Consider the following 16,544-nt stretch of genomic DNA (forward strand, 5'->3'; position numbering starts at 1 on the left):
AGGGTAGGGTGAGGGGGCGCAAACGCCTGCCAACCCGACACTGGGTCGAAGCGCACCGTGTGCGTCCCGACCCGGCCGACAATCCAAGCGTGCGGCGAGTGGAAACTTCTCCCCTCACCCCGGCCCTCTCCCCCAAGCAGGCTTGGAGGAGAGGGAGCAAAGCCTCTTCTTTATCGGAGCCGATCATGACCGCTACACCGACGACCACGCTCGAACTTCATCACCTGCAGGCGATCGTGCGCGCGATGCACGACATCGCGCTGACCGACGGCGTCCACGACGCCGAGCGCGTGATGCTGCGCGGGTTCTACGAGTCCTGCCAGCGCGATGCGGCGGCGCTCGCCTCGTTCGACGACCTCATCGCGATGCCGTTCGATCTCGCCGCGATCGTTGACGACTTCAAGCAGACGGCGCAGAAGATCGCGCTGCTGCATTCCTGCCTGCTGCTCGCGCATGCCGACGGCAGCTACTCGGCGACCGAACGCGCCAAGGTCCAATCCTTCGCCGATGCGCTCGGCGTGTCTGCCGGCGAACTCGGACAGATCGAGGAAGGCGTCGCCGACTACCTGCTGCAGCAGATTTCGCGCATCAGCAACACCGACGCGCTGCAGGAAGTGTCGAAGGAACTGAATCGCTGATGCGTGCCGCTCACGCGGCGCTAACTGCGGTTGCGCCGTAATCCCAGACCCACAGACCAGGAGACGTCCATGAAGAAGACCGGATCGGCGGAGTGGAAAGGCAGCATCAAGGAAGGCGGCGGAACGATCTCGACCGAGACCGGCGTGCTGCGCGATGCGCCCTACGGCTTCAAGTCGCGGTTCGAGGACGGTCCCGGCACGAATCCCGAGGAACTCATCGGCGCCGCGCACGCAGGCTGCTTCTCGATGGCGCTGTCGAACATTCTCGGCCAGGCCGGCCTGACCGCCGACTACATCCGCACGCGCGCCGAGGTCAGCCTGATCAAGACCGACGCCGGCTTCACGATCAACGCCGTGCATCTGGTCGTCAACGCGAAAGTGCCCGGCGCCGATGCGACGACGTTCGCCGAACTCGCCGGCAAGGCGAAGGCCGGCTGCCCCGTGTCGCGCGTGCTCAATGCCGAGATCTCGATGGACGCGACGCTGGACGAGTGATTCCGATCTCCCTCTCCCCCAAGCTCGCCTGGGGGAGAGGGCTTTGCACCGGCTGCATCTCCGCTTACCGATCGACGATCTCGCCTTCGTCGTAAGCCAGCTGCTGCTGCGGCAGGTCGACGTAGAACAGCGCACCGGCTTCGTCGCGCGGCATCACGCCGACCTTCAGCGACGGTACGTAGACGCGACGGCCGTCGAGCTTGACCGGGCGCAGCACGACGGCCATGCGCAGGTTGACGACCGAGCCGTCGCCGGCGCGGGTCACTTCGGCCAGCACTTCGCGCTTGAGTTCCTCGGTGCTCTTGAGCTTGAAGCTCGTCAGCTGCGGATGCAGCAGTACCGACGGCCAGCGCAGGCTCATGCTGACGACGTCGCCGGCTCCGCGCGAGGCGATCTTCGCGTCGCTGCCTTCGACCTGCAGACCGTCGATGTTGCGCAGGGCGTAGGTGAACACCGAGTCCGCCGCGAGCATCGCGCTGTCGTCGCCCATGTCGGCCGACTGCGTGCGCAGCGACATGATGCCGGTGTTGGCGAACAGCACCTGTTCGCGATCGATGCCGGCCTGCGAGAGCAGGTCGAGATGACGCGCTTCGAGTTCGCGCTGCGTGCGCTGGGCGAGCGCGAAGTCCATCGGCGGCTGGCCCTCGAGATTGCGTGCGTAGTGCACGCGGCTCGATCCCTGACTGATGCCGTAGGTCGCCGTCTTGGTCGAGACGAAATCGGAACCGCCCGTCGTGGAGTGGGGCAGGCCGAGGATGTCTTCGATGTCGCCGATCTTGCGCAGGCGCAGCGGGTCGTGGCCGTTCGGATACTTCGCGCGGACCGTCGCGAGGCGGCGGCCGAGCATCTCGCCGTCGAAGCGCGGCATCGCGAACTCGACGAGGCGCGCGTAGTCCTCGGAATACAGTTCGGCGGCTTCGGCCGGCGAACCCAGGTCGTTGACGTCGGCGGCGCTGCTGGCCGCGAGCGGCGCGAGCAGCATCAGGCCGAACAGGCCGAGAAAACCGGTGCGGGTGCGAAACGTGGATTTTTTCATGATCGTGAGTCCGTTCAGTTGGGGAGCGCGCCGCCGCCCGTGGAGGGATCGCAGCCGCTGATGTAGCGCGACGTGGTCCAGTTCGGACTCGTGTCGGCCCACTTGCTCGCGTAGCGTTCGTTGAGCACGTCGGAGGAACGCGCCGCGGTGTTGCCGAAGCCCATCGAGACCGGACAGATCGTCTTGTAGCTGTTGTACCAGTGGTCGACGTGATGCATGTTGTCGACCCAGGCCTTGCCGACGCCCTTGGACGAGGTGCCGTCGGCGGCGAGGTCTTCATACTCGTCGACGTACTGCGAGCCGATGTACATCAGGCCGTGGAAGCCCGAGATCACGTGCACGCCGCCCTTGGCCGGGCCGAACCACGACAGGCGCTTGTCCCACTGCACGCTCTGGCAGGATGACATGTGGAAAAAGCGCAGACGTCCGCCAGATGCCTTGCCGATCTTCATCTGGTTGACGTTGAGCTTGCACTCGCCCTGATCCTTGGTGTGCATGCTGCCTTGCCAGCCGACGCTGTCGAGGCTGCCGTGCGTGCAGATCAGCCCCGCGTCCTGCGCGTCGAGGCGGCTGTTGTCCGTGCCCCAGGCCGAAATCGACGGATCGACGTACTTGTTGACGCGGACCAGCGAGAAGTTCTGCCAGACCGGCACGAAACCGCGGTCGGCCATCTCGTGGCGCCAGGCCATGCACATGTCGTCCCACCAGTCGCGCTGCGAACCCGAACAGTCGCCGTCCCACTTCGTGATCGCCGAACTCCAGACCGAGTCGGCCAGCGCGTTGCCGCCGATGCCGAGCGCGGCGAGGGCGAGCCCGGCGCCGAGCAATGCTTTGCGTGTCGCTTTCATTGAATGCTCCATGTCGATGAATGACGAGCCATCGGAACGCAGCGCGCGGCGCATACCGAACAAGCGTCGTGCCCGTCTCGCGTTGCCGTCCCCGTCCTTGGCGGGAAAACGCAACGTGTATACGAACGTGGCATGTTCAAAAAAGCGAACAGCGGAATCGCGCGGTAACACGACGAAAATCGCGAATTGCGATGCGCCGCCGCGATGAGGCGTCGATTGCTTCACAGGTCGGCGGTGTGGTTCAGCGTCGTGAAGAGACGTTGCGCAGATTGGGTCGAGTGCAGCGAAGGCCGGTGCCGGCGTGTTCCACCCGCAAAGACCGCAGGGGAAGAAATCGGACGGCTTGCCGCGGGTTCACACGCGTGACGAAAGACAGGCGCTTCCTTCGGCACGGCTTCTTCGCCGGAGGATGCACCGCGCTGCTGGGCTTCGCCTGCGGCTCAACCCAACCTGTCCGCGCATTCAATTTCCCAGCGCGAGTTCTTTCTGCAGGAACGCCTTCGCCGCACGCGTGTCACGCTTGATCGTGGGTTCGGAGACGCCGAGCAGTTCGGCAATGTCCTTCACTTCGAGCCCGGCGAAGAAGCGCATCTCGACCACGGTCACGAGGCGCGCGTCGAGAGCGGCGAGCTTTTCCAGTGCGCGATCCATGCCGACGAGCTGCTCGGCCTGTTCGTCGACGGGCAGCGGCATGCCTTCGAGCGCTTCGAGTTCGACATGTTCGGCGCCGGCGCCGCGGCGCTCGGCCAGCCGAGCGCGCGCGTAGTCGATGACGACCTGGCGCATCGCGCGCGCGGCCGTCGCGAAGAAGTGCTTGCGGTTCTCGTAATGGCTTTCGTTGCGGTCGAACAGCTTGAGGTAGGCCTCGTTGACGAGCGCGCGCGTGTTCAAGGTATCGCCGCGGCGATGGCGCGCGAGTTCGGCGCGCGCGATGCGCAGCAGGTCGTCGTAGACGAGTTTCAGCGCCTTGTCGCGTTCGGCCGAATCCTGATTGGCCGCCGCGATGCGCGCGGTGATCTCGTGCTCGTTCATCGCCGTCCTCCCCTGCCGTCGCGCGTTCGCGTCGTCCTGCTCATGAGCGCAACGCCGAGCGCGGACGTGCCGCAGTTGTACCACGTCGCATGGTGCGGATTCCGAGGTGCGCCGTTGCGGAATTTGCGTGCGCCGGCGGCTGAGGGAAATCCCGGACGGCCGGGCATGATCCGTGCGGGTCATCGACGTCGTATGTCAGAGCGGACACGGTTTTCCGCCCCATCAACTCCGTAGTACGCCATGAAACGCTTCCTGATCGCTTTCGCTCTGATCGCCGCGGCCGGCGTCGCGCCGGCCGCCACCGAAACCAACGGCCGGAGTCTCAACGGTGTGGAACTCAACGACTTCCGCCTGAACGGCCTGAACCTCAACGGCGTGCGCCTCAACGACTTCCGTCTGAACGGCCTGCGCCTCAACGGCTGGACGCTCAACGGCGTCGGCACGAAAGGCGCCGTCATCCAGGGTACGCATACCGCGGCCTTCGCGAACGTCACGACCGACTGGTCGGCGGTGTCGCTGGCCGACATGCAGGTCCGCCTGCCGGAAACCCGCTGATGCGGTGCCGGCTCGGCGTTGCGCTGACGGCGCTGGCGGTGGCCGAGCCGGCCTCGCGCCGGACAGTCGACGGCACGGAGTCCGTGCTGTACCGCGCCGACCGCCGCGTGCCGCGCAGCGCCGACCTGGTCGGCGCGGAACCCGATCTCGGCGGCGGCGTGCAGTTGCGCATCGACGCTGTCCGGACCGACCCGAGCGACAGTCGCCTGCGGCTGCACCGTTTCAGCCAGCGAATGGGCGACGGTGTCTGGTGCGACGCCTGCGGGCGCGGACCGCGAAGGCCATCGCGAAGGATTTCCGGTGCCGGGCCGCCGGGTCGACGGCCGCTATCGCTCGGACGGCGCACACTTCGCGCTGACCTGCACCGGCGGCGCCCGGGCCAAGTGCATGCGCTGGGGCTACCGTCCCTGGGACCGCGCGCCCGGCACGCCGAAGGCGCAGATGTACGAAGCGTGCGTGCACATGGTCCGCGCCGACTATTGCGGCGACGGCACCGCGACGACGCGCGAAGGCATGACCATCGACATCTACGACCGGCACGGCGTGCAGAAATCCGAGAGCGGCGAAGACTTCCGCTTCGAAGCCGGCCGGGCGCCGACCGGCGCGGTCTGCGTCAATCACGTGTGCGTGCCCGGCAACGTCACGCTCGATGCGATCGCGGCGCGCTGTCCGCGGCTCAAGGGCGCGCTGGGCGAGCGCTGCGACGAGCGGGCCGCGCGGACCGCCGGCGCGGTGCTGTTCAATCGGTCGCGCTGAAACGAAAAGCGAGTGAGTGAAGCGGAGTGAAAACGAGCGAGAGCGGGCGGCGCACCTTGCGTTCTCTCGTTTGTCATTCTTCTTCACTCTCCCTCACGCGGTTGCGGTTCCCCGCGCTCGCCAGCAACCTACGCGTTCAGCCGCCGCAATCAACTGCCGAGTCGAACCGATGGATGCACAACGCTGGCGTCAGGCGCGCGACCTGTTCGAGACCGTCGTCGACCTGGGTCCCGATCACTGGGAAGCGCAGCTGCTGCGGCACGCGCCCGAGGATGCGGCGCTGCGCGCCGAAGTGCTCGCGCTGCTGCATGCCGACGCGGCGGCGACGCGTGCGACCGGCATGCACGAACAGGTGCCCGACCTCGTCGCCGGTCTCGCCCAGGAACTGACCGGCCGCAACGCCGCGGCGGCGGCCGCCGTGCGCAGCGGCGACCGGCTCGGTGCGTTCCGCCTGGTCCGCGAGATCGGCCGCGGCGGCATGGGCGCGGTCTGGCTTGCCGAGCGTGCTGACGGCCAGTTCTCGCAGACCGTCGCGATCAAGCTGATCCGCGGCGGCTGGGACGTCGCCGAAACCCATTCGCGCTTTCTCGCCGAGCGCCAGATCCTCGCGAGCCTGCAGCATCCGAACATCGCGCATCTCGTCGACGGCGGCGTCGCCGCCGACGGCCGACCGTGGCTCGCGCTCGAATACGTGTCCGGTACCGACCTGCGCCAGTGGTGCGACGCGCACGCGCTCGACCTGCGCCGGCGGCTCGCGCTGTTCCTGACCGTCTGCGAGGCGGTCGAACACGCCCACCAGCGGCTCGTCGTGCATCGCGACCTGAAGCCGTCGAACATCCTCGTCAGCGACGACGGCGTCGTGAAGCTGCTCGACTTCGGCATCGCCAAGCTCATCGATCCGCAGTCGGCCTCGGTCAGCGCGACGCGCATCTTCACGCCCGAGTACGCCGCGCCCGAACAGGTGCGCGGCGAACTCGTCACGACCGCGGTCGACATCCATGCGCTCGGCCTGCTGCTCTATGAATTGCTCAGCGGGCAGCGGCCCTACGCGACCGGGAATTCCACGCCGGCCGCCTACGAGCGCGCCATCCTCGACCAGGAGCCGACGCGCCCGAGCCTGCGGCTCACGCGCGACACGCCGCAGGCCGAGGCGATCGCGGCGAAGCGGCACCTGACGCCCGAGCGCCTGCGCCGCGAGCTGCGCGGCGACCTCGACGCCATCGTGCTCAAGGCACTGCGCAAACAGCCCGCGCAGCGCTATGCGAGCGTCGGCGAATTCGTCGCCGACGTGCAGCGCTATCTGCGGCATCAGCCCGTGCTCGCACGCCGCGGCAACTGGCGCTATCACGCGACGCGCTTCCTGCAGCGGCATACGGCGTCCGTCGCGCTCGGCACCGTGGCGGCGCTCGCGCTGGCCGCAGGACTCGGCGTCGCGGTGTGGCAGGCGCGCGTCGCACGTGCCGAACGCGACACCGCGCGCGAAGCGCTCGGCTTCATGACGACGCTGTTCGACAACGCCGACCCCGCGCGGCGCAAAGGCGAAGCGCTCAGCGTGCGCGACCTGCTCGACGCCGGCGTGGAAAACATGCGCACGGCGCTGCCGCGGCGCGACGTGGCGCGCGGCCGCCTGCTGCTGACCATGGCATCGGCCTATCTCGGGCTCGGCCAGCGCGAGCCCGCCGTACCGCTCGTCGACGAAGCGCTCGCGATCGCGCGCGCCGCCGGCGATCGCGTGCTCGAGGCCTCCGCGCTGATCCAGCAGTGCCGCCATCTCGATCTCGGCAATGAATCCGAGCGCTGCCCGGCGCTGCTCGATCGCGCCGAGAGCCTGCTCGATCCGCGCGATCCGGCACAGGCGAAACTCGTCGCCTACGCGCTCGCGCTGCGCGTCTACGGTCTGCAGCTCGACAACCGCTACGAGGACATCGCGACGGCAATGCGGCGCGGCCTTGCGCTGCTCGACGACTCGCCCGACCACCGCTTCCTGCGCGTCGAACTCGCCGGACATCTCGCATTCGCGCTCGACAAGCTCGGCCGCGCCGCCGACGCGGAAGCGGTGCTGCGGCCCTACCTCGACCGGCTGCGCGGCGACGCAACCGCGGAACGCGTGCTGCTGGCCGACACGCTCGGTACGCTCGCGACGGCCGTCGCGCACCAGCAGCGCGTCGACGAGGCGATCGCGCTGCAGCGCGAGGCACTCGGAGTCATGGAAAAACTCTACGGCGCCGACGATCCCGCGATCACGCCGCAGCTCAACAGTCTGGCAGTCCAGCTCAATGCAGCCGGACGCGTCGAGGAAGCGCTGCCGCTGCTCGAACGCACGGTCGCGCTGGACCGGCGCCGCGGACCCGACGCGACGCACGAACTCGCGAGCAGCCTGTGCAACTACGGCGGCCTGCTGCTGATCGCCGGCCGCGACGCCGACGCGCGCGCGCCGCTCGACGAATCGATCGAGGTCGCCGCGCGCAGCGACATCGCGATGGAACTCGGCCGCTGCCTGCTGTGGCGCGCGACTCTCGACGTGATCGGCGGCGACGCGGCGGCCGCGCGGCGCGACGCCGCGCGCGCGCGCGAGGTGCTCGCGCCGACCTACGGGCCCGACACCGACCTGATGCTGCGCATCCGCAGTGCCGATCTCGCGGCGCACTGGCGCCTGCGCGCGCCGGTCGCGGAAAGCTGCGGCGAGGCTGCCGCGGTCGCCGCGGCGTTCGCGGCGTCCAGGCGCGCCGACGGTCCGGACGCGCGCTTCGCGGCCTTCCTCGCGGCGCTCTGCAGCGAAGGCCGCGCGGTGGCGGTCGACGCCGCGGCGCGCGCGCGCGACGCGCTCGTCGCCGGCCTGTCGCGCGGCGCGCAGGATCCGCGCGCACGCATGGCGGCCGCACTCGTCGCCGGCTGGTCCGCGCGCCGCTGAGTAAAACCCCCGTGCCGCGCGTGCGCGGGTTTGCGCTACCGTGCGCGGGCGATCCGGCGAAGAGGGGAGCTTCATGGACGCGCAACGCTGGCGGCGCATACGCGAGCTGTTCGACCGCGCGAGCGAACTCGCGCCGTCGCAGTGGGAAGACGCCCTGCGCGCGGCCTGTCCCGACGATGCGGCACTGCGCGCCGACGTGCTCGATCTGCTGCGCGCCGACGCCGACGCGACCGATCGCACCGAGATGCTCGCGCAGGCGCCCGACGTCGTCGCCGGGCTCGCCGAGCAGCTCGACGCTGCATCGAGCGCGGCGTACGAGGGGCTCGTGCTCGGGCCGTTCCGGCTCGTGCGCGAGATCGGCCGCGGCGGCATGGGCGCGGTCTGGCTCGCCGAACGCATCGACGGCCAGTTCGCGCAGGTGGTCGCGATCAAACTGGTGCGCGGCGGCTGGGATACGGCCGAGACCCAGGCGCGGTTTCGCGCCGAGCGGCAGATCCTCGCGTCGCTGCAGCATCCGAACATCGCGCATCTCGTCGACGGCGGCGTCAGCGCCGACGGCTGGCCGTGGCTCGCGCTCGAATACGTCGACGGCGTCGATCTGCGCGCCTGGTGCGATGCGCAGCGGCTCGACCTGCGCGCGCGGCTCGCGCTGTTCCTGACGGTCTGCGAGGCGGTGCAGCATGCGCATCAGCGTCTCGTCGTGCATCGCGACCTGAAGCCGTCGAACATCCTCGTGAGCCGCGACGGCGTCGTGAAGCTGCTCGATTTCGGCATCGCGAAACTCATTGCCGAGGACGCCGCCGCGACCAGCGCGACGCGCATCTTCACGCCGGAATACGCCGCGCCCGAACAGGTGCGCGGCGAGGTCGTGACGACGGCGGTGGACATCTACGCGCTGGGCCTGCTGCTCTACGAACTGCTCAGCGGACAGCGGCCCTATCAGGTGGACAATTCCACGCCGGCCGCCTACGAGCGCGCGATCCTCGACCAGGAGCCGACGCGGCCGAGTCTTGCCGTGACGCGCGATCCGGCACGGGCCGGCGAACTCGCCGCGCGGCGCCATCTCACGCCCGAGCGGCTGCGCCGCGAGCTGCGCGGCGACCTCGACGCGATCGTGCTCAAGGCGCTGCGCAAGGAGCCGGCGCTGCGCTACGCGAACGCTTCGGAACTCGCCGCCGACGTGCAGCGGCATCTGGACCGCCGGCCCGTGCTCGCCCGCCGCGGCGGCTGGCGCTATCGCGCCGCGCGTTTCGTGCGGCGGCACGCGCTCGCGGTCGGTCTGGCCGGACTGCTGGTCGTCGCGCTCGTCGCGGGACTCGCGCTGACGCTGTATCAGGCGCAGACCGTGCGGCGCGAAGCGCAGAAGTCGCGCCAGGTGCTCGACTTCATGGTCGGCGTGTTCACGAGTGCGGACACCGGCAAGACCAGCGGCAAGGCCATCACCGCGGTCGAACTGCTCGATCAGGCGCGCGAGCGCATCCGCAGCGAAGTGCAGGATCCCGCACCGCGCAGCGAACTGCTGCTCGCGATGACGCGTGCCTATCGCGGCGTCAGCAACGCCGTCGACACCCTGCCGCTGACCGACGAAGCCGTGAGCTTGCGCCGCGGCATGAACGATCCGCAGCTGCTGGCGCGGGCGCTCGCGCTGCGGTCGGCCTCGCAGCAGGACCTCGGCAAGCATGACGATGCCCTCAAATCGCTCGACGAAGCGGCCGCGCTCGCGCTCGGCCGCGGGGCCGACGCCGACAAGACCCGCATCGAAGTGCAAAGCCGCCGAGCGAACGCGCTGATGAGTCTCGGCCGCGTCGTCGAAGCGGAACAGGCATTCGGCGACGCCTATGCACGGCGGCGCCAGCTGCTCGGCGACGACGATCCAATCACGCAGGAGACCGGCATACGCTGGGTACGCGCACTGCTGAACACCGACCAGTTCGCGCGCGGCCGCGAAGCGGTACAGCCCATCGTCGACACGCTGCGGCGCGGCGGCGCGGAACGGGCGACCGAACTCGCCGGCGCACTCGATGCGCTCGGCGCGGGCTGGCGGCACGATGATCCCTGGCAGCACCTGCGCTACAGCCGCGAAGCGCTGGAACAGGAGCGCGTCGCCTACGGCGACACGTCGACGCATACCGCGCTGCGCATGGGCAACCTGGCCGACCAGCTGACCGAAGTCGGCGAATACGCCGAAGCGCTGCAATGGGCGGACAAGGCGCTCGCGCTGCGCCGTGCGCACGCGGCGGAAAACCCCGGCAGCATCTATCAGCCGCTGGTGACGCTGGCGACCGTGCATCTGCGCCGCGGCGATGCGGTCACGGCGCTGCCGCTGCTCGACGAAGCGATCGCCCTGCGCGACAAAGGTCAGCCCAAGCCGCCGCTGTCGGTGGCCTGGGCCATCGCGCTGCGCGGCCACGCGCGCTACCGGTTGAACCGCAATGACGACGGCCGCGCCGATTTCGACCGCGCGGCGCTCGGCTTCGAGGTCATGCCGGCCGGCACCTGGCGCACGGCCTCGCTCGCGATCGAACGCACCGTCGCCGAACTGCCGGTTACGCCGGGCTACGACTGCGCGGCCATTGCAGCCGCCGCGCGCGATGTCGAGCAGGATCTCGGGCCGAAGCCGTTGCTCGCGCAGTTCAGCCGCGCGGCTGCCGCCGCCTGCCGGCTGCGCGCGGGTGATGCGGCCGCCCAGGCCGTGCTGCTCGAGATGCAGACGGCGCTGCGCGCGAGGCTGCCGGCCGATGACGCGCGGCTGCGCTGGATCGACAGTTTTTCAGGAATGGACAAATAGCTTCGTTGCGGATTCGGTTCCGCTCCCGGTTCCCGACAGCGGTCGTGCAGAGCGCTCACGATGCGAACGTTCCCGCTCCCCGATTCCCGATTCCGCGCGGGAAGGTTACGCTCGCGCGGCGCTCACCCGCCAGGAACCGCCATGTCCGCTCGCCGCACGCTGCCTGCTGCCTCGTTTGTCGTCGTTGCTGCCGCTTTCCTCGCGCCCGCGTTTGCGGCGCAGGCGTCTTGGCTCACCGGCTCGTGGTTCGGGCTGTCTATGTCCTGGGCCGACCAGAAGCCGGCCGAAGGATGCATTCCGAGCGAAATCGACGACTGCGGCGTGCAGGAACCGCAGTAAGACAAGGCGGGCATCGAAGCCTGCCTCGCGGTATCCGCTCATACGACTCCGGTATGGCGCTCCCACAGCACTTCGAACTGCCCGCCGAAGCAGCGCACGAGATAGCCGTCGCTGCTGACGACGAGGTTCTCGTCGTTGCCCAGGCTCGCGCTGCGGGTCCAGTTGAAGCTGCCATTCGCGAGCAGCTTCGTGTCGAACAGTGCGAACTTGTGGTGCATGTGGGCAGGGCTGCGGTCGAGGCGGATCTCGACGCCGGCGTCGGCGAGCTGCGAGACGTCGCTGCCGGAATCGAAACGCTTGTCGTCGTCGCTGATGATGCGCACGCGCACGCCGCGGCGGTGCGCGGCCAGCACTTCGCCGGTGAGGCGGTCGTCGGCGAGCGTGAACACGCAGATGTCGATCTGCCGGCGCGCGCCGGCGCAGAGTTCGCGCAGCTTGCGCAGGCAGGCGTCGCCCGGCGTGAAGTAGGCGCTGTGCGCGGCGGCGGCAACCTGGCTCGACAGGTCGAGCGTGCGCACGACCTGCTCGAGCCAGCGCAGTACGCCGTCGGCCTGCGCCGGCGCGGCCGCGATCTGCGCGCGCGCGATCGCGAACGCGGTGTTGCGCAACCGGCGCACGTGTTCGAGCGAGAGCTGCGCGCCGATCTCGCGCAACTCCACTTTCTCGCGGTCGTCGAGCCGGAAGTCGGCGGCGCTCGCGCGCAGGGTCTGGTCGAGTCTGTCGAAGTCCATGACGGATTCCGTTGGCCGATGACGATTGCGTGTGACGCCGCGTTGCGGGCCGGTTGCAGGAACGAGTGACGAGGAGTGAGCGAAGTGCGCGGCTCGTACGTTTCTCACGCCTCGTCACTCATTCCTTCATTCCGGCTCAGGAACGCCGATTCGCCGTCCAGAAGCACAGCGTACCCGCGACGGCGGTGAACCACGCCGTCCAGGGAACGCCGAGGAAGCGGCCGGCCGCATCGTCGAGCGCATAGAGCAGTACGGCCGAGAGGATCAGCGTCGCGCCGAGCGCGAGCGGCACGATCTGCGTGCGGCTCGCGCTCGCGTCGGCGTGCAGGTTGCGCAGGTCTTCGGAATGCACGCGCATCTCGATGCCGCCGCTGCTGGCTTTCTGCAGGTAGTCGTGCAGCAGCTGCGGCATGTCCGGCGCGGCGGCGAGCCATTCCGGAACGCGGCGTTTTAGCGCTTTCCACAACGCAGCAGGGCCGTGCCGGTCGCGCCACAGGCGTTCGAGCACGGGCTTGGCCACGGCCCAGATGTCGATCTTCGGATCGAGCTGGCGGCCTATGCCTTCGATGTTGAGCAGCGTCTTCTGCAGCAGGATCAGCTGCGGCTGGATCGTCAGTTCGTAGCGCCGCGCGGTCTGGAACAGCTTGACCAGCACCTCGGCCAACGAGATCTCGCTCAGGGGCCGCGTGAAGTAGGGCTCGCAGACCGCGCGCACGGCGGATTCGAGTTCGTCGAGCCGCGTCGTCGCCGGCATCCAGCCGGCCTGCACGTGCAATTGCGCGATGCGGCGGTAGTCCTGGTTGAACAGTGCGATGAAGTTTTCCGCGAGCCAGTACTGATCGGCCTCGGGCAGCGAGCCCATGATGCCGAAGTCGATCGCGATGAAGCGCGGCTCGGAAGGCCGCGTCGCGTCGATCCAGATGTTGCCGGCGTGCGCGTCGGCGTGGAAGAAGTTGTCGCGGAAGACCTGCGTGTAGAACAGCTGCACGCCTTTCTGCGCGACCTTGACCCGGTCGATGCCGGCCGCGTCGAGCGCGGCGATGTCGTCGGCCGGGATGCCGCGCACGCGTTCGAGCGTCAGCACGGTTTCGCGCGAATGCGACCAGAACACCTCGGGCACGTAGAGGTCGGGCGAGTCGCGGAAATTGCGCCGCAGCAGGCAGGCGTTCGCGCCTTCGCGCTGCAGGTCGAGTTCGTTGACGAGCGTGGTCTCGATCTCGGCGACGACGTCGCGCGGACGGATCTTGTCGGCGTTCGGATGAAAGCGCTCGGCGAGCCGCGCGAAGTCGCGCAGCAGTGCGATGTCGGCGGCGATGCGCCGGCCGACGCCGGGGCGCAGCACCTTGACGACGACTTCACGGCCGTCCTTGAGCCGTGCCGCATGCACCTGCGCGATCGAGGCGGAGGCGAGCGGTGTCTCGTCGAATTCGGCGTAGAGCTCGGCGACCGGGGCGCCGAGTTCGGCTTCGATCGCCGCGCGTGCGAGCGTGCCGGGAAACGGCGGTACCTGGTCCTGCAGCAGGGTCAGTTCGTCGGCGATGTCCGGCGGCAGCAGGTCGCGCCGCGTCGACAGGATCTGCCCGAACTTCACGAAGATCGGGCCGAGTTCGGCGAGCGCCATGCGCAGGCGCTCGCCGCGGCTGAGCCGGGCGATGTCCGCGCGCGGCTGGCCGAACAGGCCGCGCACCCACTTCAGCGGACGGAACAGATGTACGGCTTCGACGAGCTCGTCGAGGCGGTAGCGCAGCAACACGCGGGCGATGCCGATCAGGCGCGGCGCGCTCGTCAGCGGCGTCATGCGCGCTTGCCCGCGGCTGCGGCAAGACGCGCGACGCGGGCCTGCAGACGCTCGGCGCGTTCGCGCAGGCTGTCGACGTCGTCGAGGTACTCGTCCACTTCGCCGGGCGCCACGAGGTCGCGGCTTTCTTCGCGCAGATACTCCGCACCGTCGCGCAGCAGCGCCTCGCTGCGGTCGCGCGCGTAGCGCAGCGCGGCGGCGAAGCCCTGCGCGAGCTTCACGCCGATGACGTCGCCGAATACGCGTGTGAAGGCTTCCTCGAAATCGGGCCGATAGCCGCTCGCGATCTTTTCGAGCCGCCGCGCGAGTTCCGCATCGCCGGCGATTTCGACTTTGCCGGGCGCGAGCGCAGCATCGTCGCCGCGGCGCAGGGCGAGCGCGAGCAGGCTGCCGGGCGTCGCCGCCACGCGCAGCGCGCTGTCGCCGCCGAAGGCCGGGCCGACTTCGAGCCGCTCGCCGGCGACGGCGAGCCGCAGTGCGAGCGGCGTGTTGGTGAAGGTGACGCTGAGGGCGCGGCCGTCGAGGCGGCCGAGTTGCCCGCGCGTGTCGGGATCGAGCGCCAGCGCGCGGTTCAGCGCCGACTGCAGCAGGCGGCCGAGCACGGCCAGGATCGGGTTCGGAGTACGCGGCGTCGTCATAAGACGACCGATTCTACGTGACGCGGCGGCGCCGATCAGGCGGGTGCGACAATGGCTGCCTGCAGCCGTGCGATCTGCGCCGCGAGGGCTTCGCGCAGTCCGTCGGGTTCGATCACCGTGAACGCGAACGGCAGCCGCGCGAGCTGGCGCGCGAACCAGTCGAGGCAGTCGGTGCGCGTGCGCAGCAGCACGCCGTCGCTGCGCGCTTCGAACACGCCGATGTTGCCGAGGTGTTCGGCCTGCACGCCGGCGAGATCGGTCTGCAGCAGCACTTCCACGGCGATCGCGCGCGGCAGGTTCGCAAGGCTCAGTTCCAGCTGCGCCGCCGCGTCGAAATTCGCCGGCCGTCCGAAACTGCGGTCGATCGGCACGACGCTCTCGATGCGGTCAAGGCGGAACGACCGCATGTCGCGGCGCAGATGGCAGTGGCCGAGCGCATACCAGCGGCCGCCGCGCCAGGTCAGGCCGTAGGTGTCGAATTCGCGCCGGCTCGTCGCGCCGTCGGCGGCCCGATAGTCCAGCCGCACGCGGCGCTGGCTCTGCGCCGCGGCGCTCAGGGCCAGCAGCGACTCGGTGTCGGTCGCCGTCGGCGTGTGGCTGAGATCCAGCGTCACGGTCTCGGCGATCGCGCGCACGCGCCGCTGCAGCATGGCCGGCATCACGCGTTCGAGCTTGGCCTGCGCACTCGCGACGGCCGGTGCCGCGTCGGCGATGCCGAGGCTGCGCGCGGCGAGCAGGCCCAGCGACAGGGCCAGCGCCTCGTCGTCGCCGAACATCAGCGGCGGCAGCTTGAAGCCCGGAATCAGCGAATACGCACCGTAGCGGCCGCGCTCGGCCGTGATCGGGATGCCGATGTCCTCGAGCACGCGGATGTAGCGCCGCGTCGTGCGCACGTCGACCTGCAGACGCTGCGCGAGGTCGCTGCCGCTGAGCCGGCCATGGGCCTGCAGCAGTTCGAGGACGGTCAGGACGCGGGACGCGGGATGGCTCATGAGCCATCAGCATAGACGGAATCAGGGCCGAACCCGCCCGGATTCGAGTGCAGCCGACACGGGCGCGACCCGATCCAGCATTCCTGCGACCGGAAGCCATCCCGAAAGAGGACGGAACCCGTCCGCATTGCCGGCCATGCTGCGCGCCTCGCAGATGCCGGGAGCAGGGAAATGACGATACGGATGACGGCCGGCGTGTTGTGGCTGGCCAGCGCGACGGCGATCGTCGTTGCGCAGGGCGGCGACGGTGCGGCACCCGACGCGGGCATCGCGACACCGCGCGCGGCGGTTGCCTCGCGCGTCGCGTTCGTCTACCCGAGCGCCTTCCCGCTGCGCGGAGCCGTGTCATGCAGACGCTGACGCAGCTCTGGCTGTTCTTCCTCGTCGTGCTCGCGGTCGTGCTGCTGCCCGGCATGGACATGGCCTACATCGCCGGCAGCTCGCTCGTCGGCGGCCGGCGCCAGGGACTGCTCGCGCTGACCGGCGTCGTCGCCGGCGGCATCTGTCACGTGCTCGCGGCGGCGCTCGGCATCGGCCTGCTGCTCAAGCTCGTGCCCGGACTGTTCAATGCCGTGCTGCTGGCCGGCGCCGGCTATCTCGCGTGGATTGCCTGGACCCTGCTGCGCAGCCGTGACGCCGCTGCGCTGCAGGCCGATGCGCCGCGGCTGTCGCCGCGTGCGGCCGTGCTGCGCGGCGCGCTGACGTCCCTGCTCAATCCGAAAGCCTATCTGTTCATGCTCGCGGTGTTTCCGCAGTTCATCGATCCGCAGCGCGGCCCGGTCTGGCTGCAGGCGCTCGTGCTCTGGCTGATCATCGCGGCGACGCAGGCGCTGATCTACGGACCGCTCGCGCTGGCCGCCGCCGGTGCGCGCGACTGGCTCGCGCACCGGCCCGCGGCGGGTCTGCGCCTCAATCGGGCCGTCGGTGTCGTATTGCTGCTGACCGCGTTGTGGACGGCCGCGGCCGGCTGGCGCGGCGGGTGATTCC

General features: G+C 69.6%; 16 protein-coding genes. 9 read left to right on the forward strand and 7 right to left on the reverse strand.

The window, feature by feature from the left end:
• Window positions 1-185 precede the first annotated feature (185 nt).
• Window positions 186-638 (forward strand): TerB family tellurite resistance protein, encoded by a 453-nt coding sequence (locus tag VLF18_RS19300; protein ID WP_325281259.1) that lies wholly within the window; start codon window positions 186-188, stop codon window positions 636-638.
• Between the two features lie 69 nt (window positions 639-707).
• On the forward strand, window positions 708-1,133 hold the full coding sequence (locus tag VLF18_RS19305) for an OsmC family protein (RefSeq protein ID WP_325281260.1): 426 nt from the start codon (window positions 708-710) through the stop codon (window positions 1,131-1,133).
• A gap of 64 nt (window positions 1,134-1,197) precedes the next feature.
• On the opposite strand, the gene VLF18_RS19310 is transcribed toward VLF18_RS19305, so the two are convergent.
• From VLF18_RS19310 to VLF18_RS19320, 3 genes are all read right to left on the reverse strand, one after another.
• The gene (locus VLF18_RS19310) at window positions 1,198-2,169 is read right to left on the reverse strand and encodes a hypothetical protein (RefSeq protein ID WP_325281261.1); all 972 of its coding nucleotides are present in this window, start codon (window positions 2,167-2,169) and stop codon (window positions 1,198-1,200) included.
• 14 nt (window positions 2,170-2,183) lie between these two features.
• Window positions 2,184-3,017 (reverse strand): hypothetical protein, encoded by an 834-nt coding sequence (locus VLF18_RS19315; RefSeq protein WP_325281262.1) that lies wholly within the window; start codon window positions 3,015-3,017, stop codon window positions 2,184-2,186.
• A gap of 462 nt (window positions 3,018-3,479) precedes the next feature.
• Entirely contained in the window at window positions 3,480-4,049 is a 570-nt protein-coding gene (locus tag VLF18_RS19320; RefSeq protein WP_325281263.1) for an ECF-type sigma factor, read from the reverse strand.
• A 240-nt stretch (window positions 4,050-4,289) separates the two neighbouring features.
• On the opposite strand from VLF18_RS19320, the gene VLF18_RS19325 reads away from it, so the two are divergent.
• From VLF18_RS19325 to VLF18_RS19345, 5 genes are all read left to right on the forward strand, one after another.
• Window positions 4,290-4,604, forward strand: coding sequence for a hypothetical protein (locus tag VLF18_RS19325; RefSeq protein ID WP_325281264.1), 315 nt, complete (start codon window positions 4,290-4,292; stop codon window positions 4,602-4,604).
• Between the two features lie 300 nt (window positions 4,605-4,904).
• On the forward strand, window positions 4,905-5,360 hold the full coding sequence (locus VLF18_RS19330; RefSeq protein ID WP_325281265.1) for an ADYC domain-containing protein: 456 nt from the start codon (window positions 4,905-4,907) through the stop codon (window positions 5,358-5,360).
• Window positions 5,361-5,529: 169 nt separating this feature from the next.
• Window positions 5,530-8,271: a serine/threonine-protein kinase gene (locus VLF18_RS19335; protein WP_325281266.1), complete on the forward strand. Its 2,742-nt coding sequence runs from the start codon at window positions 5,530-5,532 to the stop codon at window positions 8,269-8,271.
• 73 nt (window positions 8,272-8,344) lie between these two features.
• A complete protein-coding gene (locus VLF18_RS19340) occupies window positions 8,345-11,059 on the forward strand; it encodes a serine/threonine-protein kinase (RefSeq protein ID WP_325281267.1) in 2,715 nt (904 codons plus the stop codon).
• 141 nt (window positions 11,060-11,200) lie between these two features.
• Entirely contained in the window at window positions 11,201-11,398 is a 198-nt protein-coding gene (locus tag VLF18_RS19345) for a hypothetical protein (protein WP_325281268.1), read from the forward strand.
• Between the two features lie 38 nt (window positions 11,399-11,436).
• On the opposite strand, the gene VLF18_RS19350 is transcribed toward VLF18_RS19345, so the two are convergent.
• The 4 genes from VLF18_RS19350 to VLF18_RS19365 form a co-directional block, all read right to left on the reverse strand.
• Window positions 11,437-12,129: a phospholipase D-like domain-containing protein gene (locus VLF18_RS19350; protein WP_325281269.1), complete on the reverse strand. Its 693-nt coding sequence runs from the start codon at window positions 12,127-12,129 to the stop codon at window positions 11,437-11,439.
• A gap of 136 nt (window positions 12,130-12,265) precedes the next feature.
• Window positions 12,266-13,927, reverse strand: coding sequence for a ubiquinone biosynthesis regulatory protein kinase UbiB (gene ubiB, locus VLF18_RS19355; protein WP_325281270.1), 1,662 nt, complete (start codon window positions 13,925-13,927; stop codon window positions 12,266-12,268).
• Window positions 13,924-14,565, reverse strand: a complete 642-nt coding sequence (locus VLF18_RS19360; RefSeq protein ID WP_325281271.1) for a ubiquinone biosynthesis accessory factor UbiJ — start codon at window positions 14,563-14,565, stop codon at window positions 13,924-13,926. The genes ubiB and VLF18_RS19360 overlap by 4 nt, the downstream gene beginning before the upstream one ends.
• A 35-nt stretch (window positions 14,566-14,600) precedes the next feature.
• Window positions 14,601-15,557: a YafY family protein gene (locus VLF18_RS19365; protein WP_325281272.1), complete on the reverse strand. Its 957-nt coding sequence runs from the start codon at window positions 15,555-15,557 to the stop codon at window positions 14,601-14,603.
• A gap of 171 nt (window positions 15,558-15,728) precedes the next feature.
• Between VLF18_RS19365 and VLF18_RS19370 the strand changes: the two genes are divergently transcribed.
• Window positions 15,729-15,917, forward strand: coding sequence for a hypothetical protein (locus tag VLF18_RS19370; RefSeq protein ID WP_325281273.1), 189 nt, complete (start codon window positions 15,729-15,731; stop codon window positions 15,915-15,917).
• Window positions 15,905-16,540: a LysE family translocator gene (locus tag VLF18_RS19375; protein ID WP_325281274.1), complete on the forward strand. Its 636-nt coding sequence runs from the start codon at window positions 15,905-15,907 to the stop codon at window positions 16,538-16,540. The genes VLF18_RS19370 and VLF18_RS19375 overlap by 13 nt, the downstream gene beginning before the upstream one ends.
• The last annotated feature ends 4 nt before the right edge of the window (window positions 16,541-16,544 follow it).

The sequence above is a fragment of the Tahibacter sp. genome (assembly GCF_035481375.1).
Lineage (GTDB): Bacteria > Pseudomonadota > Gammaproteobacteria > Xanthomonadales > Rhodanobacteraceae > Tahibacter.